The organism is Burkholderia metallica, from assembly GCF_902832845.1.
GTDB lineage: Bacteria > Pseudomonadota > Gammaproteobacteria > Burkholderiales > Burkholderiaceae > Burkholderia > Burkholderia metallica.
Genome location: NZ_CADFDB010000002.1, coordinates 342,971 through 368,805, shown reverse-complemented (window position 1 = coordinate 368,805; position 25,835 = coordinate 342,971). Strand labels below are relative to the sequence as shown.

24 protein-coding genes are annotated in these 25,835 nt (G+C 65.3%); 14 read left to right on the top strand and 10 right to left on the bottom strand.

Going from position 1 to position 25,835, the window contains the following annotated elements:
* Position 1: 1 nt before the first annotated feature.
* The 5 genes from HWX08_RS09010 to HWX08_RS08990 form a co-directional block, all read right to left on the bottom strand.
* A complete protein-coding gene (locus tag HWX08_RS09010) occupies positions 2–1,240 on the bottom strand; it encodes a CaiB/BaiF CoA transferase family protein (protein WP_174920433.1) in 1,239 nt (412 codons plus the stop codon).
* A gap of 131 nt (positions 1,241–1,371) precedes the next feature.
* Entirely contained in the window at positions 1,372–2,538 is a 1,167-nt protein-coding gene (locus tag HWX08_RS09005; protein WP_174920432.1) for an acyl-CoA dehydrogenase family protein, read from the bottom strand.
* Between the two features lie 25 nt (positions 2,539–2,563).
* Positions 2,564–3,025 (bottom strand): MaoC family dehydratase, encoded by a 462-nt coding sequence (locus HWX08_RS09000; protein ID WP_174920431.1) that lies wholly within the window; start codon positions 3,023–3,025, stop codon positions 2,564–2,566.
* A 31-nt stretch (positions 3,026–3,056) separates the two neighbouring features.
* The gene (locus HWX08_RS08995) at positions 3,057–3,944 is read right to left on the bottom strand and encodes an HpcH/HpaI aldolase/citrate lyase family protein (RefSeq protein WP_174920430.1); all 888 of its coding nucleotides are present in this window, start codon (positions 3,942–3,944) and stop codon (positions 3,057–3,059) included.
* Between the two features lie 204 nt (positions 3,945–4,148).
* Complete coding sequence (locus HWX08_RS08990; protein ID WP_174920429.1) at positions 4,149–4,766, bottom strand: TetR/AcrR family transcriptional regulator; 618 nt, start codon at positions 4,764–4,766, stop codon at positions 4,149–4,151.
* A 74-nt stretch (positions 4,767–4,840) separates the two neighbouring features.
* On the opposite strand from HWX08_RS08990, the gene HWX08_RS08985 reads away from it, so the two are divergent.
* The 3 genes from HWX08_RS08985 to HWX08_RS08975 all read left to right on the top strand — a co-directional run bounded on the left by HWX08_RS08985 (position 4,841) and on the right by HWX08_RS08975 (position 7,099).
* Positions 4,841–6,199 (top strand): AraC family transcriptional regulator, encoded by a 1,359-nt coding sequence (locus tag HWX08_RS08985; protein WP_244122701.1) that lies wholly within the window; start codon positions 4,841–4,843, stop codon positions 6,197–6,199.
* Positions 6,200–6,291: 92 nt separating this feature from the next.
* Entirely contained in the window at positions 6,292–6,747 is a 456-nt protein-coding gene (locus tag HWX08_RS08980) for a nuclear transport factor 2 family protein (RefSeq protein WP_174920428.1), read from the top strand.
* Between the two features lie 139 nt (positions 6,748–6,886).
* The gene (locus tag HWX08_RS08975) at positions 6,887–7,099 is read left to right on the top strand and encodes a hypothetical protein (RefSeq protein WP_174920427.1); all 213 of its coding nucleotides are present in this window, start codon (positions 6,887–6,889) and stop codon (positions 7,097–7,099) included.
* A 102-nt stretch (positions 7,100–7,201) separates the two neighbouring features.
* Here HWX08_RS08975 and HWX08_RS08970 read toward each other — a convergent pair whose 3' ends face one another.
* Together HWX08_RS08970 and HWX08_RS08965 are read right to left on the bottom strand one after the other, a co-directional pair.
* Positions 7,202–8,716, bottom strand: coding sequence for an aldehyde dehydrogenase (locus tag HWX08_RS08970; RefSeq protein ID WP_244122702.1), 1,515 nt, complete (start codon positions 8,714–8,716; stop codon positions 7,202–7,204).
* A gap of 92 nt (positions 8,717–8,808) precedes the next feature.
* A complete protein-coding gene (locus HWX08_RS08965; protein ID WP_174920476.1) occupies positions 8,809–9,603 on the bottom strand; it encodes an SDR family NAD(P)-dependent oxidoreductase in 795 nt (264 codons plus the stop codon).
* A gap of 492 nt (positions 9,604–10,095) precedes the next feature.
* On the opposite strand from HWX08_RS08965, the gene HWX08_RS08960 reads away from it, so the two are divergent.
* Complete coding sequence (locus HWX08_RS08960; RefSeq protein ID WP_174920426.1) at positions 10,096–11,064, top strand: PDR/VanB family oxidoreductase; 969 nt, start codon at positions 10,096–10,098, stop codon at positions 11,062–11,064.
* A gap of 152 nt (positions 11,065–11,216) precedes the next feature.
* Here the strand turns inward: HWX08_RS08960 and HWX08_RS08955 are convergent, their stop codons facing one another.
* Positions 11,217–12,398, bottom strand: coding sequence for a porin (locus HWX08_RS08955; RefSeq protein ID WP_174920425.1), 1,182 nt, complete (start codon positions 12,396–12,398; stop codon positions 11,217–11,219).
* Positions 12,399–12,834: 436 nt separating this feature from the next.
* On the bottom strand, positions 12,835–13,113 hold the full coding sequence (locus HWX08_RS08950) for a hypothetical protein (RefSeq protein WP_244122703.1): 279 nt from the start codon (positions 13,111–13,113) through the stop codon (positions 12,835–12,837).
* A 536-nt stretch (positions 13,114–13,649) separates the two neighbouring features.
* Here HWX08_RS08950 and HWX08_RS08945 point away from each other — a divergent pair.
* The 9 genes from HWX08_RS08945 (at position 13,650) to HWX08_RS08905 (ending at position 23,642) form a co-directional block, all read left to right on the top strand.
* Positions 13,650–14,942, top strand: a complete 1,293-nt coding sequence (locus tag HWX08_RS08945; RefSeq protein ID WP_174920424.1) for an acetyl-CoA hydrolase/transferase family protein — start codon at positions 13,650–13,652, stop codon at positions 14,940–14,942.
* A 140-nt stretch (positions 14,943–15,082) separates the two neighbouring features.
* A complete protein-coding gene (locus HWX08_RS08940; protein ID WP_174920475.1) occupies positions 15,083–16,237 on the top strand; it encodes a CaiB/BaiF CoA transferase family protein in 1,155 nt (384 codons plus the stop codon).
* 322 nt (positions 16,238–16,559) lie between these two features.
* Positions 16,560–17,702, top strand: a complete 1,143-nt coding sequence (locus HWX08_RS08935; RefSeq protein ID WP_174912036.1) for an acyl-CoA dehydrogenase family protein — start codon at positions 16,560–16,562, stop codon at positions 17,700–17,702.
* Positions 17,703–17,786: 84 nt separating this feature from the next.
* Positions 17,787–18,284: a MaoC family dehydratase gene (locus tag HWX08_RS08930; protein WP_059600924.1), complete on the top strand. Its 498-nt coding sequence runs from the start codon at positions 17,787–17,789 to the stop codon at positions 18,282–18,284.
* 11 nt (positions 18,285–18,295) lie between these two features.
* Positions 18,296–19,507, top strand: coding sequence for a thiolase family protein (locus HWX08_RS08925; RefSeq protein ID WP_174920423.1), 1,212 nt, complete (start codon positions 18,296–18,298; stop codon positions 19,505–19,507).
* Positions 19,508–19,526: 19 nt separating this feature from the next.
* Positions 19,527–19,946 (top strand): Zn-ribbon domain-containing OB-fold protein, encoded by a 420-nt coding sequence (locus HWX08_RS08920; protein WP_174920422.1) that lies wholly within the window; start codon positions 19,527–19,529, stop codon positions 19,944–19,946.
* A 105-nt stretch (positions 19,947–20,051) separates the two neighbouring features.
* Positions 20,052–21,245 carry a CaiB/BaiF CoA transferase family protein gene (locus HWX08_RS08915; protein WP_174920421.1) on the top strand — a complete coding sequence of 398 codons (1,194 nt, stop codon included), beginning with the start codon at positions 20,052–20,054 and terminating at the stop codon, positions 21,243–21,245.
* Between the two features lie 25 nt (positions 21,246–21,270).
* Positions 21,271–22,419, top strand: a complete 1,149-nt coding sequence (locus HWX08_RS08910) for a CaiB/BaiF CoA transferase family protein (RefSeq protein ID WP_174920420.1) — start codon at positions 21,271–21,273, stop codon at positions 22,417–22,419.
* A 290-nt stretch (positions 22,420–22,709) separates the two neighbouring features.
* Positions 22,710–23,642 (top strand): LysR family transcriptional regulator, encoded by a 933-nt coding sequence (locus tag HWX08_RS08905; protein WP_174920419.1) that lies wholly within the window; start codon positions 22,710–22,712, stop codon positions 23,640–23,642.
* A 15-nt stretch (positions 23,643–23,657) separates the two neighbouring features.
* On the opposite strand, the gene HWX08_RS08900 is transcribed toward HWX08_RS08905, so the two are convergent.
* Positions 23,658–24,554: a LysR family transcriptional regulator gene (locus HWX08_RS08900; RefSeq protein ID WP_174920418.1), complete on the bottom strand. Its 897-nt coding sequence runs from the start codon at positions 24,552–24,554 to the stop codon at positions 23,658–23,660.
* A 111-nt stretch (positions 24,555–24,665) separates the two neighbouring features.
* Between HWX08_RS08900 and HWX08_RS08895 the strand changes: the two genes are divergently transcribed.
* Complete coding sequence (locus HWX08_RS08895) at positions 24,666–25,601, top strand: alpha/beta hydrolase (RefSeq protein ID WP_174920417.1); 936 nt, start codon at positions 24,666–24,668, stop codon at positions 25,599–25,601.
* The last annotated feature ends 234 nt before the right edge of the window (positions 25,602–25,835 follow it).

Sequence of the window (25,835 nt, the reverse complement as noted above, 5' to 3'; positions counted from 1 at the left end):
GTCAGATCACTCCCTGCTCGCGCAGTTCTTGCAGGCGATCCTCGGACAGCTTGAGCAGCCCGCGGTAGATCTCGTCGTTGGCGGCGCCAAGCTCCTGCGCCGGCTGGTCGAACTGCACGGGCGTCTGCGACAGCTTGATCGGCAGGCCCATGCCCATCGCGTCGACGTCGGCCAACCCCGGGTGCTCCAGCCGCACCACGGCGCCGCGCGCCTGCAGCACCGGGTCCTTCAGCACGTCGAGCGGCGAGCGCACGGGCGCAGCCGGCACGCCGCGCCGGACCTGCAGCTCCGCGATGACTTCCTCGGTGCTGTGGCGGCTCGTCCAGTCCTCGATGATCGCGTTGATCTCGGCCGCATGCTTCATGCGCGGGCCGCGTGTCGCGTAGCGCGGGTCCGTGACCATCTCCGGCCGGCCCACCGCTTCCATCAGGTTCTTGAACCAGTCGGGCTGAAACGCCACCATCGCCACGTGGCCGTCGCGCGTGCCGTAGACGCCGAAGGGCACCAGACGATCCTGGAAATTGCCCGAGCGCTTCGCGTAGCCGTGCTTGAGGAACACGTCGAAATGCTCCTCGGCCACCAGCGACGACAGGCAGTCGAGCATCGACACCTGCACGCACTGGCCCACGCCGGTGCGGCCGCGGTGAATCAGCGCGGCGAGGATGCCGTTGACGGCGTACAGCGGCGCGATCAGGTCGGCGATCGGCAGGCCCGAGCGGGTCGGCGGGCCATCGGCGAAACCGGTCACGTCCATGATCCCCGACAGCGCCTGGACGATGATGTCCATGCCTTTCAGGTTCGTGTACGGGCTCGGCTCGCCGAACGCCTTGATCGACGCATAGACGATGCGCGGGTTGACCTCGCGCACGCTCTCGTAGTCCACGCCCAGCCGCGCTGTCACGCCTTCACTGGCGTTTTCGATGACGACGTCGGATTCCTTGACCAGATCCATGAACAGCGCCTTGCCCTGTTCCGATTTCAGGTCGAGCGTGATGCTTTTCTTGTTGCGCGCGCGATTGAGAACGGTCAGCGACACCTCGTCGTCGCCCCGGACGCCGAAGTGGATGCCGTTCTTGCCGACATACGGGGGATTGTTGCGTGCGATGTCGCCGCCGCTCGGCGATTCGACCCGAATGACTTCGGCACCCATGCCACCCAGCAGCAGCGATCCGTACGGGCCGGCCAGGGCCACGGTCAGATCGAGCACTCGGATACCTTCCAACGGTCTTGCTGCTGACATGCTTGTCTCCTGAAACTGGTCTGCGGCCGGTGCGCGGCCCGGATGCGCCGGTCGCGGCGCGCAGACAGTTCTTTATGCCTGTTCGGTGCGCCGGCGTGCCCGACCCGGGGCACGCCGGCGCATTGCCGGGTTCAGTACGATTTCGGCAACCCGAGCTTACGCTCGGCAATGTTCGACAGAATGAGTTGCGGGGTGACAGGGGCAATGTAGCCGATCCACGCTTCGCGCATGAACCGCTCGACGTGATACTCCTTCGCGTAGCCGAAGCCGCCGTGCGTGAGGATCGAGGTCTGGCACGCATTCATGCACGCTTCGGAGGCCAGCAGCTTCGCCGCGTTCGCCTCCGAGCCGCATGGTTGCCCGCGGTCGTACAGGTCCGCCGCCGCGAAGATCATGTGGTTCGCGGCTTCCAGCTCCGCCCAATTGCGCGCGAGCGGATGCTGCACGCCCTGGTTCTGGCCGATCGGGCGGCCGAACACGACGCGCTCCTTCGCGTATTGCGTCGCGAGGTTGAGCACCGCGCGGCCGATACCGACCTGCTCGACGGCCACCAGCACGCGCTCGGCGTTCATCCCGTGGAAGATGTAGCTCAGACCCTTGCCTTCCTCTCCGATCAGTTCGTCCTTCGACACAGGCAGATCGTCGATGAACAGCTCGTTGGTGTCGACCGCCGCGCGGCCGAGCTTGTCGATCTCGCGGATGTCGACATACTTGCGGTCGAGCTTCGTGTAGAACAGGCTCAGCCCCTCGCTGTGCTTCTTCACTTCCTCGATCGGCGTGGTGCGCGCGAGGATCAGCATGTGGTCGGCCACCTGCGCGGTCGAGATGAAGACCTTCTTGCCCGAGATCAGGTAATTGCCGTCGGGCTGCTTCTTCGCGACCACCTTGAGCTTCGTGGTGTCGAGGCCCGTATCAGGCTCGGTCACCGCGAAACAGGCCTTGTGCTCGCCGCGCGCGAACGGTGGCAGCCACGCTTTCTTCTGCGCATCCGTGCCGAAATGCACGACCGGCTGCAGGCCGAAGATGTTCATGTGGATGGTCGACGCGGCCGCTTGCCCGCCGCATTCGGCGACCGTGCGCATGAACAGCGCCGCTTCCGTCACGCCCAGGTTCGCGCCGCCCACGTCTTCCGGCATGCAGATGCCGAGCCAGCCGCCGCTCGCGACGGCCGTGAAGAACTCGTGCGGGAATTCGTGGTTCTTGTCCTTGTTGCGCCAGTACTCGAGCGGAAAGTCCGCGCAGATCTTCTGCGCCGCATCGACGATCGCGACCTGCTCGGCGCTCAGTTGGTAGTCCATGTCCGGATCTCCTGCGGGAATGAGGTCAGGCCTGGCCGGCGGGGCGCAGCATCATCAGGCCCGTGCGCACGGCCGTGCACACGATCTCGTCGCGCTGGTTCTTCGCCACGTGCTTGAACGTGACGATGCCCGAATCGTTGCGACTCTTCGACAGACGCGTGTCGACGATTTCGGTTTCGACGCGGATCGTGTCGCCGTGAAAGGTCGGCTTCGGGAACGCGATCTCGCCGAAGCCCAGATTGCCGAGCGTCGTGCCGAGCGTCGTTTCGTACACGGTGATGCCGGCTACCAGCGCGAGCAGGAACATGCTGTTCACGAGGCGCTGGCCGTACATCGTGTTCTTGCTGTATTCGGCGTCGATGTGCAGCGGCGCGCAGTTGTAGGTCATCGCCGAGAACAGCACGTTGTCGGTTTCGGTCACCGTGCGGCGGATCGCATGCTCGATCACCATGCCGGGCTTGAATTCTTCGAAGTAAAGGCCTGCCATTTATTGTCTCCTGACGTATTCGGGTGGGCAATCAGCGGTTGAACGACTGCGCGAGCGCGATGATTTCGCGCGCGGTTTTCGCGTGGGCGATGTCGATGTGCTCGCCGTCATAGATGCACGACGCGCGGCCTTCCGCCTGGGCCTTGTCGAGCGCATCGATCATGCCCTGGTAGAACGCCACTTCCTCTTCGGTGGGGCTGTAGGTCCGGTTGACGATCTCGACGTTCGACGGATGCAGCACGAGCTCGCCGCTCATGCCGAGCTGCCGGTCGTTCGCCGACGAAACCTTGAGGCCGTCAAGGTCGTGCACCTGTTGCCACACGCCGCCGATCGGCAGCTTGCCGGCGGCGCGCGCGGCCATCACGATGCGCGACTTCAAGAATTGCGTTTCGCGACCTTCGAGCGACCAGACGGTCTTCAGCGCGCGCGCCACGTCGGCGTTCTTCGCCGTCGCGCCCACGATCGCGGGCACCCGTTCGTGCTGCGCGATTTCGTATGCGAGTTGCAGCGAGCGGGCGGTTTCCAGCAGCGGAATCACCTTGGTGTGACCGACTTCGACGCCGGCGCGGTACTCGGCTTCGGCCAGCATCGACGACACGGTATGGATGTCTTCCGGCCCGCAGGGCTTGGAGATCACGATGCCCTCGACCACCGGGTTCACGATGGCCAGGATGTCGTCGAAGTCGTACAGGTGCGCGCTGCGGTTGATGCGCACCCAGACGCGCTGCTGCTGCCCGGCCAGCCAGTCCAGCTTGGAGCGCACGATTTCGCGTGCTTCGACTTTCTGGGCCGGCGGCACGCTGTCCTCGAGATCGAGGATCAGCGCGTCGGCCCCGGACTGAATGGATTTCTCGATCCAGGTCGGCTTGTTGCCCGGAACGAAAAGGAAGGAACGGATCGGTTTCATCTGCGTCGTCATGACTGTCTCGGCCTGTTGATGGAGGGCATCTGATACGTGCGTCAGGCTTTACCTAACAACTGGTAGTTAGTTTGATGCGCAAATGCCGAAACCGTCATTGGGGTTTGTACCGAGAGGCAGTCGCCGCCACGCATCGGTGCGAGCGCCGGTTGCGGGTGCGAAGGGGCGTGCGGAGGGTGCTTGTTGCAGGCAAGGGCGCGGGAATCACCGCGACGGCGGCCCCACGCCCGAGAAGAACATGTTGCAAAGCTGGCTGGCGATCCGTTCCAGCGAGCCCTTTTGCGGGTTGAACCACGACTCGATCGAATTGATGCTGCCGAGGATATGGACGCGCGCGAGGTGGATGTCCACGTCGTTGCGGAGCCTGCCTTCGGCGCGCAGGTCTTGCAGCAAGCCGTTCCAGAGCGCCTGGTGACGCTCGCGCCGCACGACCTGCCGTTCGCGAATCGTGTCGGGCAACTGGCCCAGCAGCCGGCCGTGCGCGACCGCGAAATCGCCGTGCATGACGAGGCCGCGCATCTGCCCGAGTACCGCAGCGCGGAACCGCTGTTCGGCCGTGGCGCCGGGGGCGAGCGCGTCGAGCTGCTCGTTCAGGTGATGGACGATGCGTTCGGCGCCTTGCTCCATCACCGCCTCGACCAGCTCTTCCTTCGACGAAAAATGGTAGTAGATGCTCGCGGCCTCGATGCCGGCCTGATCGGCGATGTTGCGCATCGTCGTGGCCGAATAGCCTTGCAGGCCGAACGTGCGCGCGGCAAAACGGATCAGCGATTCACGCGTCTCGCACGTGCTGACAACATTCGACTTCGTTCGTTTGGCCATACCCCTGGATGCCTGCGCATGGTGAGTCATGTCGGCATACTAACAGTAGTTAGGCTGGCGCCGGGGTGGCCTGCGTGCGCGAACGGAGCGCCTCGCGAAATGAGGCGATCCGCTCGTTGTCCGTGCGGCGTGCGGCCACCCTGCTGGCGATCGTCGCCCGGCATTACGACCTTGCGATGCGCGCGCGGCATCCACAGTACGGAACGAAATCGCCGCGCGAATTGACTTGCGTTCGCGGTGGAATCAGGCTTGGTCACATAGCGTCCGGCCGTGGGCGACGCCGTAGCCGGTTTCGACGCCGCGCCGCGACCGCCGCAGGACACCAGAACATAGTCAGCGTCGCAACGGCCAGGACCGGCAGTGCGGCCAGGAGACAGACGATGCGGGTCCGCCGTGGTCCGAAGGACGGTGTACCGGTCATCGTTCACGGATGGATGCCTATGGACTCGCTCTCGGATGTGCTTGCGCGGCTGAAGCCGCACAGCCAGTTCTATGCGGGACTCGACGCGGCGGGCGAGTGGTCGTTCGCGTTTCCGGAATATGACGGAATCAAGTTCGCCGCGGTGTTGCAGGGCGCATGCTGGGGCGTGATCGAAGGCGTTGCGCAGCCGGTCCGCTTCGAGAAGGGCGATTGCTTCCTGCTGAACAGCCGGCGCAGCATCGTATTGTCGACCGACCTGGCGCTCGAGCCGCAGGACTCGACGGCGATCATGGATGCGGTCGCGCGCGATGGCATCGCGGTCCACGGCGGCGGCGGCGACGTGCTGCTGATCAGCGGATTCTTCGCGTTTGCCGGTGACCATGCTGCGCTGCCGTTCGATGCACTGCCGCCGCTCGTCAGTGTGCCACGCGCGTCGAGCCAGGCCGAGGTGCTGCGCTGGTCGCTCGACCAGTTGACCGCCGAGCTGCGCGACCCGCAGCCGGGTAGTGCGCTGGTGTCGAACCATCTGCTGCACCTGATGCTCGTGCACGTGCTGCGCCTTCATCTGGCGGCCACGCCCGCCGGATGGTTCATGGCGTTGTCGGACCGGCGGATCGGCGCGGCCATCGGCGCGATTCATGCGGAGCCCGCGCGCCACTGGACGCTTGACGAACTGGCGCGCATTGCCGGGCTGTCCAGAACCGTCTTCGCGCAGCGCTTCAAGTGCCTCGTCGGCGCGACCACGATCCACTACCTGACACGCTGGCGGATGCTGATCGCCGCGGACCGGCTGCGCGCCGGTCGCGAAAGCATCGCATCGATCGCGTTCTCGCTCGGCTACGAATCCGAAAGTGCGTTTTGCACCGCATTCAAGCGAACCATGTGCTGCTCGCCGACGCAGTATCGCCGCCGGGCGCGAGCGGCAGATCCGTACGATCTCGAAACAGACGCGCACGGTGGCGATAGGTCCGAGCGGACCGAAAAAAATAACATGGTGCTGTGTCCGATCTAGATCGTCGCGCTTCGCAACGAAAACACGTGTATCGGAAACCGTGCCCGGCGTGTGTCCGGGCACGCATCAGACCATAACGGGAGACCACCGGCATGACCGCCAGCGATTCCAGCCTCGACGCAGCACTGCGGCGACTCGTCGATACCGACGGGATCCGCACCTTGATGTCGAAGTACTGTCACGGCATCGACAAGCACGACGAAGCCCTCTTCATGAGCATCTGGGCGGACGACGGCATCTACGAGCTGCCGCGCGGACAGACTGCCGGCATCGACGGGATCCGGCAGCTGGTCCGTAAGGTCTGGCGCGAGGTGCCGAAGTGCCACCATCACATCACGAATCCGCTGATCGAGATCGATGGCGATCGCGCGACGGCGGCTACCGACGTCATCTATTATCGGCAGACGGACGACGGCGTACTGCAGCTGCTTTCGGGAACCTATGCATTCAGGTTCGCGAGAATCGCCGGGGTATGGAAGACGACATATCTGAAATTCTCCAGTTTCGGCACGGTCAGCCCGGTCTTCAAGGAAAACATCGGCGGGTGATGGTGTCGTCCGCTGGCGTAGTGGGTGGATTGAACGGATCGCCTGGCGATAAGCAACGTGCGTAATGATTCGGATGACGATGTAATTTTCAAAAAAAATGAAGATGAAGAATGACTGATCATCCAACCGGTGAATCGAGATGTTCGACGAAGCCGGCCACGCGTGCGTGCGCGACCCGGGCGTGCCGGTCATCATGGGGCCGGCAGCGATGGCCAAACTGGCCGAAGCGGTGGTCGACCGGCGCAGAAGCCTCGGCCTGACCAAGTCGGAGGTCGTGACCGGCACGTATCGAACGACGCCGGCCTACATCCACGAAGAACTTCAGGCAATGGGGAAGAAACTCGTTGCGTGACGCCATGACGACAATTCGCCGCCGATTCTTCGCCGATACGCACGGGTTGCGCCAAAGCGATGCGCAGACGGTGAGTCCGCGCATCGCCGACACGCCATCCGTTCAGTCCGCATACAGGTTCGGAAACTGCCCGGTGGTGCTGATTACCGTCGTCCGGGTTTCCAGATACGGATCGAGCGCGTCGATCCCGTTTTCGCGCCCCCAGCCGCTCGCCTTGAAACCGCCGTACGGCGTCGACCAGCGCAGGAACGAGTAGGTGTTGACCCACACCATGCCCGCGTCGATACGGCCGGACACGCGATGCGCGCGGCCAACGTCGCGTGTCCACAGGCCCGCCGTCAACCCGTAGGGCGTGTCGTTCGCGATCGCGACCGCCTCGTCTTCGCCGTCGAACGGAATCAGCGACGCCACCGGGCCGAAGATCTCGTCGCGCGCGACGCGCATGCGGTTCGTGACGCCGGCGAATACGGTCGGCTCGACGAAATAGCCGGCCGCGAGTTCGGGCGTCGCGATCCGATGCCCGCCGGCAACGAGTTCCGCGCCGTCTTGCTTGCCGATCTCGATGTATGAAAGCGTCTTGTCCAGTTGCGCCTGATGCGACTGCGGGCCCATATGATTCGAATCGATCGACGGCATGCCGACGCGCACCGACTTCGCGCGCGCGCAGAACGCGTCGACCACGCGCTCGTAGATCGGCCGCTCGACGAGCACGCGCGAGCCGAGCGCGCAGCTCTGCCCGGTCAGCCGCCACGCGGATGCGGTGGCGGCATTGATCGCGTTGTCGAGGTCGGCGTCCGCGAACAGGATATGCGGCGCCTTGCCGCCGAGTTCGAACGTGAAGCGCTTCAGGTTGTCGGCGCCGTCGCGAACCATCTGCTTGGCGGTCTGGCTGGCGCCCGTAAACGAGATCTTGTCGATGTCCGGATGCTTGACCAGATGCGCGCCGGCGGTGCGCCCGTAGCCGGGCACCACGTTGAATACGCCGGGCGGAAAGCCCGCTTCATAGACGAGACGCGCAAGCTCGAGCGCCGAAACAGGCGTTTGCTCGGCAGGCTTGACGACGACCGTGCAGCCCGCCGCGAGCGCGGCGCCGATCTTCAGGCAGGTGGCGAGCAGCGGCGCATTCCACGGGATGATCGCGCCCACCACGCCGATCGGCACGCGCGTCGTGAACGCATGAACGCTGTCGTCGATCGGAATGGTCGTGCCTTGCGCCTTGTCCGCCAGCGACGCGAACCACTGATACCACTGCACCTGCGCCGTCAGGCTCGCGCGATGCTCGCGCACGAGATTGCCGTTGTCGCGCGACTCGATGATCGCCAGTTCGGGAACCGCCGCGCTGAAGCGTTCCGCGAGGCGGCGCAGCAGCGCCGCGCGCTCGTGTCCCGGTGTGCGGCGCCACGGGCCATTGAATGCGGCGCGCGCCGCGGCGACCGCGCGATCGATGTCCTGCGGGCCGCCCATCGGCGCGATCGCCCAAGGCCGGCCGGTAGCCGGATCGATGCTTTCGACCAGCTCGCCGTCGATCGGCTTCACCCAGGCGCCGTCGATATAGAGATGTTCGTAGCGGCGCAATGATGTGCCATCCGTCATTGCGTGTTGTGAGGTGTTCGACATTCGGTACTCCAGTCAGGTCGTGCGTGGTGCGTGAAAGCATGCCGTGCGCGCGTCGCGCCGGTTCGTGAACGGGTGCAACGGCCGCCCGCCGCTCAGATCGGCGTATCGGCGACGCCGCCGTCCACCCGCAGCGCGGCGCCCGTCGTGGCGGACGCGAGCGGCGAGCACGTGTAGAGCACGAGGTTGGCCACTTCGTCGACCGACGCGAAGCGCCGCGTGATCGACGACGGACGCAGCGCCTTGACGAGTTCGGCGCCTTGTTCCTCGATGGTTTTGCCGGTGCGACGGATCTCGGCTTCCAGGAAACCCACGACGCCTTCACTCAGCGTCGGGCCGGGAAGTACCGCGTTCACCGTGACGCCGGTTTCCGTCATGCGTTTCGCGAGGCCGCGCGAAAGTCCGAGCAGTGCCGTCTTGGTGACCGCGTAATGCAGCATGTCGGGCGGCGTGCTGATCCCGCACTCGGAACTGATGAACACGACGCGCCCCCAGTTGCGCTCGCCCATTTTCGGCAGATAGGCTCGCGACAGCCGGACCCCGGACATGATGTTGATATCGAAGTACCGCTGCCACGTTGCGTCCGATGTCGCGAAGAAATCGGCGGTTTCGTAGATGGCCGCGTTGTTCACCAGAATGTCGCAGTCGGGCACCTGTTCGACGAGCGCATCGCATCCGGCGGCGGACGACAGGTCGGCGGCCGCGCCGCGCACCTGCGCACCCGGAATCGCGGCCTTGATCGCCGCGACGGCCGGCGCGATCCGCTTCTCGTTGACGTCGTTCACGACGACCTCGGCGCCGCACCGCGCGAACTGCTTCGCGATCGCATGGCCGATGCCCTGCGCCGCGCCGGTCACGACGGCAAGCTTGCCGTCCAGCGTGATCTGCATGATGTCTCCTTGTGTGGTCGATTCTGTCGGCAGCGAGCCGTCGCGCGTTCGCTGTTTCGTGACGATCGGTCGTTGCGCGCGCCGTTGCCCGAAGCCGGCCGGGATCGCGTGATCCGCAGTGTCCGGTTCGCACGGGGATGTGCCGGGACGCGTGTCCAGCGGGTTCGGTATTCGCGACCGCTTCATCGGCGCAATGCGTCGCGTGCTGATCGTAAGCACCGGATGCCGAGCAGGCCATGCTGCGGCGTTCGAATCTCTTGCTCGATCGTACGGAATCACGTCGTGTGCGCATACGCCGGTACGCGTGACCCGTCGCAAGCAAGGAGGCCGCCCCGAAGTACGGAACGCCGAAACGCGTCGAATTGACACCGGACAGCTCCGCCTCTGTAATCGAAAGATCAGGGAAGGGAAATCGCGCGATGTCCGTCGTGCGTTTTTCACAGGTTGACGATCGCGAACGAACGCGCTTAGCGACGTTCCAGGAAAGAGGTGATGAACATGATCGACGGACTGACCGTCCGGGTTGCGGCGAAGCATGAAGAAGCCGTCGACATCTGCAGTTTCGAACTGGTTCATGCGGATGGCCTGCCGCTGCCGCCGTTCTCGGCAGGTTCGCATATCGACGTGAACGTGCCCGGCGGCCCGACGCGCCAGTATTCTCTGTGCAATGCACCCGACGAAAATCATCGGTACCGGATCGCCGTGCTGCGCGATCCGAAGTCGCGTGGCGGGTCGGTCGGCATGCACGACCGGGTGAACGTAGGCGACGTGCTGACGATCAGCGTTCCGAAGAATCATTTCGCGCTCGCGCGTGACGCGACGCACAGCCTGCTTCTGGCGGGCGGCATCGGTGTGACGCCGATTCTCTGCATGGCGGAACGGCTGGCGCGCATCGATGCGTCATTCGACATGCATTACTGCACGCGTTCACGCACGCGCACGGCATTTCTCGACCACATCGCACGCGCGCCCTATGCCAGTCGCGTGCAGGTTCATTGCGACGACGAAGACGACAGCCAGCGATTCGATCTCGCGGCACGGCTCGCTGTTCCCGAACCCGGCACGCACCTGTACGTATGCGGCCCGAAGGGATTCATGGACGCGGTGCTGGCCACCGCGCGTGCGAACGGATGGCCGGAAGCGCAACTGCATTACGAGTTCTTCGCGGCGGACGCGCGACAGACGGATCGTGACGGCCGTTTCGAAGTCGAGATAGCGAGCTCGGGCAGGGTGATCGTCGTCGAAAAGAACGAAACGGTCGTGCGGGCGCTCGCGAAGGCCGGTATCGAGATCGAGACGTCGTGCGAGCAGGGCGTGTGCGGGACGTGCGCGACGCGCGTGCTGGCGGGAGAGCCCGAGCATTTCGATTTCTGCCTGACGGCTGACGAACGCGCAGCGAACGACCAGTTCATGCCGTGCTGTTCCCGTTCGAAATCCGCCAGGCTGGTGCTGGACCTGTAACGGGCCGGCGTCGACGGCCGGTTCCGGCTCGTCGCAGCAGAGGCGAAACAGCAGAGGCGAAATGCAGTGCGCCGCACGAATCCGCCGCAGACGTCGCGGCGGATTCGTGCGGCGCGGCACTTCGATGCGACGACCGAGGTCGTCGCGACGCGTCAGAACTTGTGCCGCATCGCGACGCGCAGCGCGATCTGATGGTTGGACGTCGACGGCGTCAGCTGGTTGATCGACGCGACCGCGCTACGGCCGGTCGAATCGGTTCCGCTTGCACGCTGATACGTGCCGACGAAGTAGACGTCGGTGCGTTTCGACAGGAAGTAGTCGGCACCGAACGATGCCTGGTTGTAGTGCGCACCGCCGGTCGCATCGGCGCCGCTGTTCTTCGTATACACGTAGTTCGCGCCGACGACGAACGCCGGTGTGATCTGATACTTGACGTTCAGCTCCGCGTTGTTGAATTTCGCGGTTCCGCTGATCCCGCCGGCCGGCACGGGGCCCGTCGTGGTATCGCCGAGATGACGGAACTGCGTGTTCGAATAGGTCGCGCCCAGCGTCAGCGAACCGATCGTGTAGGCGGCCCCCGTGCCGATCACCTGCAGCGTGTGCGCCGATGCATAACCCGAAATCACGGGCGATGCGCCGAAGTTCGAGCCGGGCACCCCGTTGACCGTCGCGGCAACGGTTCCGCCCGATCCGTAAAACGACGTGTTCGGGTTTCGCACGTTGAGGTAGCCCGCGGCCATCGAAAGCGGGCCGTTCGTGTAGCTGGCGCCGGCCGACCAGATCTGGTTGCGGCCGGTGTGTCCCGACACGCCGCCCAGCGAGTAGAGCGCGGTCGCGGTCACGCCGTGAAATAGCGGGCTGGTGTACTTGATCGCATTGTTGACGCGGTTCGTATTGTTGAAGTTGTCGTTGTCGGACGGATGGGCGGCCAGGTAGCCGCCCCATTGATCGCCCGCTTCGAGCAGCCCGACCGAATCGACGACGGAATCGTACTGGCGCCCGAGGGTGACGACACCGTATGGGCCGGAAAGGCCGACATAAGCCTGCCGGCCGAATTCGAGGCCGCCCTGGCCGAGCTTGCCGGTATTGACGTCGAAGCCGTTTTCCATCACGGCGACCGCGCCGTAGCCGCTGCCGAGATCTTCCTTCACGCGCAACCCCCAGCGGCTTCCGTTCAGCACGCCGCTCGCAAGGCTGTAGAGATGATGGCCGGATGCGTTGCTGACGTAGTTGACCCCTTCGTCGAGGATCCCGTACAACTGCACGCTGCTCTGCGCATGTGCCGTGCCGCCGACGCAACCCACCGCTGCGCAAAGCGCAATCGTCTTTTTCATTGACTGTCTCCAAACTGCTTTCGAATTTACGTGTCGTGACGTAGCAATCAGCAGGAGATTCAATGATTCGGAAAGCTAAACGACAGGGATAGATGGAGGTCGTCTTCCAGCTGCCTGATCGCCATGCTCGACCGAATCTGAAACGTCCCGCTGCAGCAACGTTCGGTGATTAGATGCGTGGCCGATATCATCGTCAATCGATCGGGCGATCCGATTCCGTGCAGTGAAACAGGCGTGGGGAGACGCCGTGCGGACAGCGTAGAGACCCTTAAGGGTAAAACCGCAACGCGCGGGATCGATCGCGTTGTGTCGCGATCGTGCAGCGTTGCGGGCGATGAGGAGGAGGTCGATCAACGGCGGCGATCGTGATCGCAGGTGCCGGCACGCACGCGTTGAATCGCAGGCGGATCATCCGGCGGAGGGATTGAAACTGTCGTTACTTCACGAGGTGAATTCGTCGTCCGGATTCAGTGGGTGCCGACGGCGTATCGATGCGCACGGTGCCGCCGCCCTCGACGTTTTCCTTCGCGATCCGCATGGCCTGATCGAACTGCGTGCCGGTGGCCACGTGACGATGATCGACGCTGACCAGCCACCCGCGTCCGCTGTGGCACCAGCGTATCCGCCGTTCGTCGAGCAACGCGACGAACCATCGCCACAGTGCGGCGTCTTCCGCGTTGGCGCTGTCGCGCGCTGCCGCGCGCGCGCCCATCATGCTCGATAAGTCATCCTCGGTTCGTCGCTTTTGCATTGTCTGAGCCTCTCAATGAGCAGGCCGGCCCGTCGATTCCGGCACCGTGTCGAACAGGTCGCCGACGAAGCCACCATTGACCGCGCGTTCTACCGGGGCCCAACCTTGCCGTAGCGTCAACAGTGTCGGTTCGGCTGCCGCGACGTCAAGAACGCATCCGCAATGATTCCGTACTTCGGAACGCTCGAGGGGGATGAGGAATCGGGGCAGCCGGACGGGTCATGCTTGCCGGACGAAAAGGCCCGGCACGGACGTTCCGACGTACGGAACAACCGCCGGCCCTGCATTGACGGTCCGGGGTACGCCGCACACGATGTGCCGATGCCCGCCGCATCGTCCGGCGACCGGGCGCGGTCCGGAACAGACACACATCCGGATTTCCCGTCGATACGCAGACGCCGCCGACGCGACGCACGAGAACATCAATCCGTCATGACGACGATTCCGGATCACGTGAACGACGCCGGAGCGTGCGACATGACATTCGACCCTGTCCATTCATGCACCACGCAGAACTCGCGATTCCGGGCGGTTCGACCGATGCCCGCCTGCCCGGCGACTGCCGCGCACTCTCCGCGCTGATTCGCCCCGGCGATACGGTGATGTGGGGTCAGTCGCACGCCGAGCCGGTGACGCTGATGCGCGCGCTGGTCGCCCAGCGGCACAGCTTGCAACGGATTCGTCTCTTTCTCGGTATCGGGCTCGCCGACATACTCGCGCCCGAACACGCCGACGCATTCGATTTCCTCGCCTATTGCGGCAGCGGCGCGAACCGCAAGCTCGCGCGTGCGAACGTGCTCGACATTCTTCCCGCCCATTATTCGCAACTGCCGGAACTGATCCGCAGCGGCACGTTGCGGATCGACGTCGTGATGCTCCAGGTCTCGCCGCCGGACGAACACGGCCGCTACAGCCTTGGGCTTGCGCGCGAATATCTGGTGGAAGCGCTGAAGCATGCGCGGGAGATCGTCGCGGAAGTGCATCCCGACGTGCCGTGGACCTATGGCGGTCCGTTCTTGCGCGCCGCCGACATCGATTTGCTGGTCGCGTCGGACACGCCGTTCCCGGACGCCGCTGCGACGGCGCCCGGGCCGGCGGAGCAGGCGATCGGGCGACACGTCGCGTCGCTCGTCGAAGACGGCGCGACGCTGCAGACGGGCATCGGCGCGATTCCGGACGCGGTGATGGCTGCGCTTCACGACAAGCGCGACCTCGGCGTGCATACCGGCAGCATCGGCGACGGCGTCGCCGCGCTGTGCGAAGCCGGCGTCGTGACGAATGCGCGCAAGACGATCGATGCGGGCATCACTGTCGGCGGCGTCATCATCGGCTCCGCGCGCGTGCGCCGCTTTGCCCATCGCAATCCGGCACTCGAACTGCGCGGCACCGAATACACGCACAACCCGCACGTGCTGCGCCGGATCGATCGCTTCGTTGCAATCAATTCGGCGGTGGAGGTCGACCTGACGGGTCAGGTCAACGCGGAAGTTGTCGCCGGCACGTATGTCGGCGCGGTCGGCGGCGTCGGCGATTTTCTGCGGGCGGCGCAGAACAGTCGCGGCGGCGTGCCGATCGTGGCGTTGCCGTCCACCGCAGGCGCGCACAGTCGCATCGTGACGACACTGTCCGGCCCCGTGACGGTGCCGCGCAGCGACGCGTGCGTGATGGTCACCGAATATGGGGTCGCCGATCTGCGCGGTCTGTCGCTCGCGCAGCGCGTGCCGAAGATGATTGCGATTGCGCATCCCGATCATCGCGAGCGGCTCGCGCGCGAGGCCGGCCTGTCTGGCTGACGCGGTGGCGCGAACCGATCGTCGCGCCCATCCGGCCGGTTCGATCGGGCCGAATCGGTGTTTCGATTAATCGGAATTGGCCTGCCGGCCTGACCCGCGTAAGCTGAACCGAAAAGAGCCATCTCTTGGAGACGATCGAAATGGGCAATGCAAAGGGGCCGCTGGCCGGCATCAGGATCGTGGAACTGGGCGGCGTCGGGCCGGTGCCGTTCTGCTGCATGCTGTTGTCGGATCTGGGTGCGGATATCATCCGCATCGACCGCCCGCCGGGCTACGACGGCGGCCAGCCGGGCGATCCGCGTTTCAATTTGCTGAATCGCGGCCGGCGCAGCGCCGCGTTCGACCTGAAGCAGCCGGAAGCGGCCGGCGCGGTGCTGAAGCTCGTCGCCCGGGCCGACGTGCTCGTCGAAGGCTTCCGTCCCGGCGTCGCCGAAAAGCTCGGCCTCGGGCCCGACGCGTGCCTCGCGGCCAACCCGGCGCTCGTCTACGGCCGCATGACCGGCTGGGGGCAGGACGGCCCGCTCGCGCAGGCGCCGGGTCACGACATCAACTACATCTCGCTGAGCGGCGTGCTGCACGCGGTCGGCGCGGCCGGCGGACCGCCGGTGATCCCGCTCAACCTGGCCGGCGACTTCGGCGGCGGCTCGCTGTATCTCGCGCTCGGCGTGGTGTCGGCGCTCTTCGAGAGCCGACGATCGGGGATAGGGCAGGTCGTGGACGCCGCGATGGTCGACGGTTCGGCGTCGCTGATGACGCTCTTCTACGGGATGTTCGCGAGCGGATACTGGAAGGACGAACGCGGCAGCAATCGTCTCGACTCCGGCGCGCCCTGGTACAACGTGTACGAGACGAAGGACGGCCGCTGGGTCAGCGTCGGATCGAACGAAACGCGCTTCTGGCGCAATACGCTGGCATTGCTCGGCCTGCCTGAAGGCGACATGCCGGATCAGCACGATCGCGCGCGATGGCCCGAGATTCACGCGAAGTTCGCCGCGATCTTCCGCACGCGCACGCGCGACGAATGGTGCGCGCTCGCCGAAGGCCGGGACGTCTGCATCGCGCCGGTGATGTCGCTGACGGAAGCGCCCACCCATCCGCACCTGCGCGCGCGGCAGACGTTCGTCGAGCGCGATGGCGTCGTCCAGCCCGCGCCGGCGCCGCGCTTCAGCCGCACGCCCGGCGCGATCCAGTCGTCGCCGGCGCGGCCCGGCGAACACACCGACGCCGTGCTCGCCGACTGGGGGTTCACGCCCGCGGAACTCGCGACGCTGCGCGAGACGGGCGCGATCGCGTGACCTGAACGCAGCCTGCCGTCGATGTCGTAAACGCCCGCAGCGCGTGCGGGCGCGTTCCTGCTGTTCCCCCCGGAATCCCCTCCGGGGTTCCTCTCTCCCCGCGTAGCGCGGCGTACCCATTCCATCCCGTTCTTCACGTTGCAATCGCATCCGCGATCGAGGTCGCGACGCCGTGCGCGAACAGGCTGAACCGCGCTTCGACATTTTCGAAGCGCCGCTTCAGAAATGGCCAGTTGGTTCGAAGCGCATGAGGCCCTAAGCTCGATTCCATGACGAACAGCGCGCCTGCCCGAGCAGACGCCGATAACTGGAGCGAAGACAAATGGCTAACTTTCTCGACGAATCGCAGACCATGTGGCTCGACACCGTGAACAAGTTCATGGACAACGAGATCACGGTCGAATACGTGCGCAAGTGCGACATGAATCGCGATTACCCGTACGAGGCCTACGAAAAGATCGCAAAGCAGGGCTGGCTCGGGATCCTGATTCCGGAGGAAGAAGGCGGATCGGGCGGCGACATCTTCGATTATTCGCTGATGGCAGAAGGCCTCGGCAAGTTCGGCTTCGACTTCGCGTGCTCGGTGCTGGTGCCGACGTTTACCGCGATGAACATCATCAAGTTCGGCACGCCCGAGCAGAAGAAAAAATACGTACAGCCGTTCATCGACGGCAAAATCCGTTTCTCGGTGTCGATCTCGGAACCCGATGCGGGTTCCGATGCGGCGAACACGAAGACGCGTGCACGCCGCGACACCAATGGCGACTGGATCGTCAGCGGCCAGAAGCTCTGGTGCAGCGGCGCGGCCGCGAAGGATACCGTGATCGCGATGCTGGTGCGCACCAGCACGGACGACAAGCACAAGGGCCTGTCGGTGCTGCTGATTCCGAACGACACGCCGGGCATGGTGATCAACAAGCTGCCGACGCTGTCGCGCCATGCGACGGGCACGACCGAAATCTTCCTCGACGAAGTACGCGTGCCGGCCGATGCGTTGCTGGGCGAAGAAGGGCAGGGCTGGAAGATCATCACCGAGCACCTCGAGCTCGAGCGTTGCGCGGTGGCGGCAGCTTATACCGGCAATGCCCAACAGGCAGTGGCGACGGCCACGCGCTACGCGCACGACCGCATTCAGTTCGACCATCAACTGTACGACTTCCAGGTCATTCGCCACATGCTCGCCGACTGCCAGACGAAGGTCGACGCGGCACGTCTGCTTTGCTATCGCGCGGCGCGGATGGCGGCCGATCACGTGCCGTGCAGCCGCGAGGTGTCGATGGCGAAGCTGTACGGCTCGGAGACGCTGAAGGAATGCGCGCTGGCCGGCATGCAGATTCTCGGCGGCTACGCGAACCTGCCGGAAGCGGACATGGAACGCTACCTGCGCGAAAGCATTCAATCGACGATCGGCGGCGGTACGTCGCAGATCCAGCGCACGATCATCGCGAAGTCGATGCGCCAGTAACCGGGCCGACGCATCTTCCAACGGCCCGGCGCGCTTGCCGCCGTCGCGCCGGATCCTCAAACCAGGCAATAAGGAGACACCGCCATGAGCGGCATCAACAACAGCATCAACATTCCGCTCGACGAGCTCGAAGTCGGTCAGAAATTCCGTTCGCCCGGCCGCACCGTAACCGAGAGCGACGTCGTGATGTTCTGCATGTTCACCGGCAACTGGATCGAGATCCATTCGAACAAGGAATACGCGGAAAAAACGCGCTGGGGCGAACGCATCGTGCAGGGCATGCTGACGTTCTCGCTGATCTCCGGCCTGCTGCAGTTCGGCCCGGCGATCCAGGCGAATTACGGCGTCGACAAGATGCGTTTCCTGAATCCGGTGAAGATCGGCGACACGGTGTACGCGAGCGCCGAAGTCATCGCGAAGAAGGACAAGGACGACAAGTTTGGCGTCGGCACGATGCTGATCCAGGCATACAACCAGCGTGGTGAAGTCGTGCAGCGCAGCGAATGGAGCCTGCTGATGCTGCGCAAGCGCGCGGATCTCGACGCGCTGATCGCCGAAGCGCAGCCCGAGTTCAAGGTCTGAGGAGCGCGGCCATGACTCCTCGTCCGGTTGCGGCGATCGTCGGCATGGGCGATGCCTATGCGTCACGTGCGAATCGCAAGGACCCGCTTCAGTTGGCCGCCGAGGCAACGCTCGATGCGCTTGCCGACGCGGGCATCCGCAAGGATCAGGTCGACGCGGTGTTCACGGGACGCTCGCCGTGGGCCGACAAGCGTTCGCAGTGGAGCAACATCTTCATCTCGCACATGCAGATGCCGGTGACGCTCACCAGCGAGCTGACGATGCACGGTGCGGGCCTGACGTCGACGCTCGCGATCGCGTCGCAGATGATCGCCGCCGGCCGTGCCGAGTACGTGCTGTGCCTGCAGAGCGACGCGACCGAGCTGTTCGTCGACGCGGTCGCGATGGGCGCGGAAGCCGACGCGGACCCGCAGTTCGAGATTCCGTACGGCCCCACGATCCCGGCGCTCTATGCGCAGGCCGCGCAGCGCTACTTTCACGAGTTCGGCATTACCGAGGACGATCTTGCCGATGTGGCGATCGCGAACCAGCGTTGGGGACGCCATCATCCGCACGCGGCGAAGGCGAAGTTCGGCGAGATCGATCGCGCGGCGGTGCTGTCGTCGCCGTACGTGGCGACACCGCTGCGGCGCTGGATGTGTTCGACGTGGGGCGGCGGCACGGGAGGCGCGCTGGTCGTGACCTCGCTGGAAAACGCGCGCCACGCACGCGATCCGGTGTACCTGCTCGGCTACGGATCGGCCACGACGCACGAATATCTGACCGACCGCATGAACATGCGTCAATGCAGGTTCGACAGTCTCGGCGCATTGCCGAACCTGACGACCACGGCAACGGCCGAGGCGGCGCGACAGGCGTACACCATGTCGGGCCTGACGCCTTCCGACATCGACATGGCGCAGATCTCGGTGAACTTCGCGCACATGGGGCCGATCGTGATGGAGGACCTGGGCTTCGCGAAGAAGGGGCGCGGCATCGATCTCTATCGCGAAGGCCGTACCGGCGTCGACGGCGACCTGCCGACCGACACCAACGGCGGCTGGCTGTCGTTCGGGCAGCCCGGTATCTCGTGCAACATGGACAGCATGGTCGAAGCGGTCCGGCAGTTGCGCGGGCAGGCGCTCGGGCTCGCGCCGGCCCGCCGCCCGCAAACCGTGCTGGTGCAGGGCGCGGGCGGGATGCTGGCCGCCGGCGCGGTGCTGCTGCTGTCGTCCGCAACGTAATATCCGACCGGAGCATTCCATGATCGAAACGCATTCGCCGAACGCCTGGCCGCAGCCTTACCGGCTGCTCGACGCGCAACCCTACTGGGACGCGCTGGCCGACGACAAGCTGACGTACCAGCGCTGCACGTCCTGTCACGAAGCCGTGTGGCCGGCTCACTCGTTCTGCACGCATTGCGGCGCAAAATCCCTTGACTGGACCGAAGCGTCGGGCCGCGGCGAAATCTATTCGCACAGCACGATCATGCGCGGACCGACGCCGGTGTGGGCCGGGATCGTTCCGTACACGGTCGGCTTCATCCGCATGGACGAAGGCTACTATCTGTTCGCTCAGATCGACGCGCCGCCTGAAACGATCCGGATCGGCCAGCACGTCGAAGTCCGGTTCGTGCTGCGCGGCGCGCAAAAGCTGCCGGTGTTCGTGCCGTCGAAAACCTGAGGGCCGCGCACGGCGCGCCGGTCCACCGGCGCCCGCGCGGCGTGCCCGCTCACGGAGGAGACATCGTGAAGCCCTTCAATTTTCATACCGTCGTCGGAGGCTGACATGGCCGGACCGCTCGACGGCGTACGCATTCTCGACCTGACGTCGAATTTCATGGGCCCCTATGCGTCGCTGCTGCTCGCGGACATGGGCGCCGACGTGTGCAAGATCGAATCGCGCGACGGCGACACGACGCGCCACATCGGCCCGAGCCGTCATCCGGGCATGGGCCCGATCTTTCTGCACCTGAATCGCAACAAGCGCAGCCTCGTGCTCGACCTCAAGCATCCGGACGGGATCGGCGCGCTGAAGCGCATGGCGGAATCGGCCGACGTGCTGCTGTACAGCATGCGGCCGCACACGATGGCGAAGCTCGGCATTGCGTACGAGGATGTGTGCAAGTCCAATTCGCGCATCATCTACTGCGGTGCGTTCGGCTTCGGACAGAACGGCCCCTATGCGTCACGCCCGGCGTACGACGACCTGATCCAGGCCGCGGTCGGGATGCCGGTGCTGCAAAGCCGGAAGGCGGGGCCGCCGACCTACGTCGCGACTGCAATTGCCGATCGCGTGGTCGGCATGGCAACCAGCAATGCGGTCGCGATGGCGCTTTACCGGCGCGAGAAGACCGGCGTCGGGCAGCAGGTGTTCGTGCCGATGCTCGAGACCTTCGCGCATTTCGTGCTCGGCGATCATCTGTACGGGCACACGTTCGTGCCGCCGCTCGGCGACTGGGGCTATGCGCGGATGATGAATCCCGACCGCCGCCCGTATCGCACGCTCGACGGCTATATCGGCGTGAACGTCTATGCGGACCATCACTGGCAGCGTTTCTTCGTGCTGTCCGGGCATCCGGAGATGGCCGACGATCCACGCTTCAACAACATCGGCGGGCGCACCGAGCACATCGCGCAGCTGTACGCGTTCCTCGCGAGCGTGTTCGAAACGCGGACCACGGCCGAATGGGTGAACGCGCTGACCGAAGCGGACATTCCGGTGATCGAGATGAATACCCCCGAAACGCTGATCGACGATCCGCACATGACGGCGGTCGGCTTTTTCGCCGAGCAGGATCATCCGTCCGAAGGCCGGATCAGGACGCTGGGCATTGCGCAGCAATGGAGCGAAAGCGCGCCGGAGCTGCGTCATCCGGCGCCTCGCCTGGGCGAGCATTCGGTCGCGCTGCTGACCGAATACGGCTTCGGCCGCACCGAAATCGACGGGATGCTGCGTTCCGGCGGCGTGTCTCAATTGTAGTCACCACAAAATCAGGAGAAGCGACATGTTGCGTGACTTGCCACTGTCGGGGGTCGTCGTGGTCGAACTGAGCGATAGCGCATCGGTGCCGTTCAGCGGAAAAATCCTCGCATCGCTCGGCGCCGAAGTGTGGAAGATCGAGCGACCGACCGGGGACTCGGCGCGCGGGTGGGGGCCGAGCGAATGGAAGGGCAGCGGCGCCGCATTTCACGCACTGAATCGCGGCAAGCGTGCGATCTGCATCGACATCAAGGATCGCGCACAGCTGGCGACGCTGCATCGGCTGATCGCCGAGCATGCGGACGTATTCATCCACAACTTGAGACCGGGCTCCAGTGCCGAATATGGGCTCGATGCCGACAGCCTGCGCGTGACCAAGCCGGAGCTGGTCTACTGCGAGATCGGCGCGTTCGGCCATCTCGGGCCGCTGAACACGCTGCCGGGCTACGATCCGCTGATGCAGGCGTTCTCGGGGATCATGAGCATCACCGGCGAGGAAGGGCAGGCGCCGGTCCGCGCCGGTGTGTCGATCGTCGATTTCGGCGCAGGGCTGTGGGCCGTGATCGGCATCCTGTCGGCGCTGTATCGCCGCCAGATCAAGCACTGCGGCGCGACCGTCAACGGCTCGCTGCTGGAAACGGCGATCGGCTGGATGACGGTGGCGATCGCGAACTACAGCGCGGACGGCGATACCGGCGGCCGGCACGGATCGGGCGTCGCGTTCATCGTCCCGCATCGCGCGTATTCGACGGCCGACGGCCACCTGATCGTCAGCGCCGCGAACGACGCGCTGTTCGCCAAGCTGTGCGCGGCGCTGGAGCGTCCAGAATGGGCGCACGACGAGCGCTTTGCGACCAATGCGGCGCGCCTGCGCAATCGCGCGGAGATCGACCGCCTGATCGGCGAGCGGCTCGCGACGGACAACCGCGCGGCGTGGCAGGCGCGCTTGCAGGCGGCAGGCATTCCCGTCGCGCCGATTCAGACCACCGCGGAGGTGGTTGCGCACGCGCAGACGCACGCGCTCGGCATCATCGAGAAACCGTCGGACGACGAGATCGGCCTGGTCGGGCTGCCGCTGTCGTTCGACGGCAAGCGCCCGCCGCCGCTGCACGCGGCCCGCGACATCGGCGCCGACAATGCGTTGCTCGACGCGCTCCTCAAGACGGGCCGCTAGGCGCATCGCGGCAACGGTATGAAGATTGGCGAAGCCGCGCGCCGCCGCGGCTACCGTTCCACTGAAACCTGCACGCGCGGCCGGCACTGCATGCCCCCGGCCGCGTTCTGCCGCGCCGCATCACTGTTCGAACGGATCTCGGTGTAGGATCGGCTTCGAACGCCGCCGTCCTTCACGCCCCTCGCATTCGCCGCAACGCATCGTTCCCGTTGCGACGAGCCCGGCACGACTGCGACGCGCAACCGGCTGCGGCGCCCGACAACGTCATGAAGACGTGCATGAGGGGAGACATGAGTACATTCAATCGCCTGCACCTGATCCGGCAGGTCGATCTGTTCACGCTGAAGCTGTTCCTGTCGGCGGTCGAGGAGCAGCAGATCGGGCTTGCGGCCATCCGCGAGAACGTGGCCGCGTCGACCGCGACCAAGCGCATCCAGGACCTCGAGGACATCGCGGGCATCAAGCTGCTGGAACGCAACCCGAAAGGCGTTGCGCCGAGCCCGGCCGGCGAGGTGCTGGTCCGCTATATCCGCCGGATCTTCGACGACCTCGACGACATGCGTTCCGAGATCGCGTCGTTTACCGATGGCATGCGGGGAGAACTCTCCGTCGCGTCGGCGCGCTCCATCATCGTGCCGTTTCTCGCACGCGAGATCGGCGACTTCCAGCGCGACTATCCGCTCGTCGATCTGGTGGTGAACGAACTCGAGAACGCCGAGATCGTGCAGGCCGTCGCGCGCGGCGATGCGGACGTCGGTGTATTCGCGGCCGCGCACGAACTCGATCTGGGCGGCGTCGACGTGACGCCTTACCGCGAGGATCGCCTGATCGCGGTCGTCCCGCTGGGCCACCCGCTCACCGCGCGCGCGAGCCTGACGACACAGGATCTGCTGTCGGAGAACCTGATCGTGGTTGGTGCGATGCTCGGCGCGATTCGCGCGGCGGCGCGCCGCATCGGTGTCGATTTCGAGCCGCGGTACGGCGTCAGGAGCGCGGGCGTCGCCGTCAGCCTCGTGCAGGCGGGCCTCGGCGTGACCGTGCAGCCGGAGTGCCTGGTCAGTCATGAACTGTTCAGTCGCGTCGCCGTGATGGAGCTCGCGGAGCCGTGGGCCGTGCGCCGCATCCATATTGCGACTGCGCGCGGCCGCGAGCAGGGCCCGATCGCGCGCGCGCTGATCCGGCAACTGCTGGACCGGCCGGCCGAAGACGTGCCGCTGGAATAACGGCACCCCCCGTCTTTACGGCTTCCTGTATTTCAGCGCGTCGACCAGCAGCGAGAACGCGGATGTCGCGTGCCGCCGGTTCGCGTAGTAGAGGTGGTAGCCCTCGAAGGTCTTGCGCCATGCGCCCAGCACCTCGACCAGTTGCCCGGACGCGAGGGCCGCGCGCACGTACTCCTCGGGCAGATACGCGAGCCCGAGGCCGGCGAGCGCCGCATCCCGCACCGGCGCGATGCTGGTGTATACCAGCGGGCCGTCCACCTTGATGCGGTGCTCGTTGCCGCCCTTCGTGAAAAGCCACGGCAGGAATTCGCCATGCGTCGGCAGGCGCAGGTTGATGCACGCATGCGACACGAGATCGGGCGGGCGCTTGGGTGCTGGGTGGTGTTCGAGATACGCGGGCGCGCAGACGACGGCCATCGGAATGTCGGGGCCGATCCGCACGGCGATCATGTCCTTCGCGACGAGGCGGCCGCGTCGCACACCGGCGTCGAAACGACCGTCGACGATGTCGGCAAGCCCGTAGTCGGTCGTGATCTCGATCCGGATGCCCGGATGATCGGGCAGGAAGCGGGCAATGGCCGGCTGCAGCACGCTCTGTACTGCGAATTCGTCGGCCGTCAGCCGGACCACGCCGGTCGGCTTGCCGATCAGTTCGCCGATTTCCTCGAGGCCGGCATCGATTTCGCTCATCGCGGGGCCGACGCGGTTCAACAGCCGTTCGCCGGCCTCGGTCAGCGACACGCTGCGCGTCGTGCGCGCGAACAGCCGCAGGTCGAGCCGCGCCTCGAGGCCGCGGATGGTCTGGCTCAGCGCCGACTGCGACACGCCGAGCCGTGCCGCCGCACGGGTAAAGCTGCGCTCTTCCGCCACCATCACGAACGCGGACAGATCCTTCAGATTGTTGCCGGCCATTGAGAAACTCTGCTTATGACTTTAAGCAGATTTTGCAGGATTATCACTCGGCGAGCCAGCGTCTAACATTGGTGCAGTTTCGAATTTCCCACCGCACTGGAGGACAACGCCATGCCGCAATCCGTCAAATTCCGCAACCGCTCGGCAGACATTGCTGCCGATCTGTACGTCCCGCCGAACTTCGACGCCGGCACGAAGTATCCGGCCATCATCTGCGCGCATCCGATCAGCAGCTGCAAGGAGCAGACCGCGTCGATCTACGCGCAGAAGCTGGCCGCGCTCGGCTTCGTGACGCTCGCGTTCGACGCATCCCATCAGGGCGCGAGCGGCGGCGAGCCGCGTTACCTGGAAGATCCGGCGTCGCGCGTGGAGGACTTCCGGTGCGCGGTCGATTATCTGGTGACGCTCGAATACGTGGACGACGAGCGCATCGGCGTGCTGGGCATCTGCGGTGGCGGCGGCTATGCAGTCAACGCTGCGATGACCGAGCGCCGGATCAAGGCGGTGGGCACCGTCGTCGCGGCCAATTATGGCCGCCTCATGCGCGAAGGCGATATGTCGGCCGACGCGGCGCTGGCGACGCTCGACGCGATCGGCAAGCAGCGTACCGCCGAGGCGCGCGGCGCCGAACCGTTGATCGTCAACTACATTCCCGCGTCGGAGGCGCTGCGCGAGCAGGCCGGGATCGACGACATCGACATCGTCGAAGCCGTCGACTACTACACGACGCCGCGCGGGCAGCAACCGGGCTCGCCGAACAAGCTGCGCTTCTCTGGCCTGCAGGCGGCGGTGGGCTTCGACGCGTTTCACCTCGCGGAGCAACTGCTTACCCAGCCGCTGCAGATCGTCATCGGCAGCAGGCCCGGCGCATTTGGATCGTACCGCGACGGCTACGAACTGTTCGAGCGCGCGCGTTCGAGCCGGAAGAACCTGTTCGTCGTCGACGGCGCGAGCCACTACGACCTGTACGACAAACCCGAATGCGTCGAGCAGGCGATGGCGAAGCTGGGGCCGTTCTTCCAGGACAACCTCGGTTCGGCCCGCTGACGACGGCGCCGTGCGCGGCGCATTCCGAACCGAATTCGCCGGCGACGTGAACATGCGCCCGGAACCTCCTGGCGAGGGGAAAGCACGACGTTCGCGTCGAATATCCGCGGGCACGCCCGATACGGTCGATCGACGATCGGGCATACCCGTTTACGGCAACGGTGCCTTTTCAAAGTACGGGAGAGTCGCCCGGCGCGAATTGACGGCGAACCGCTGCCCGGATCATCCTGACGG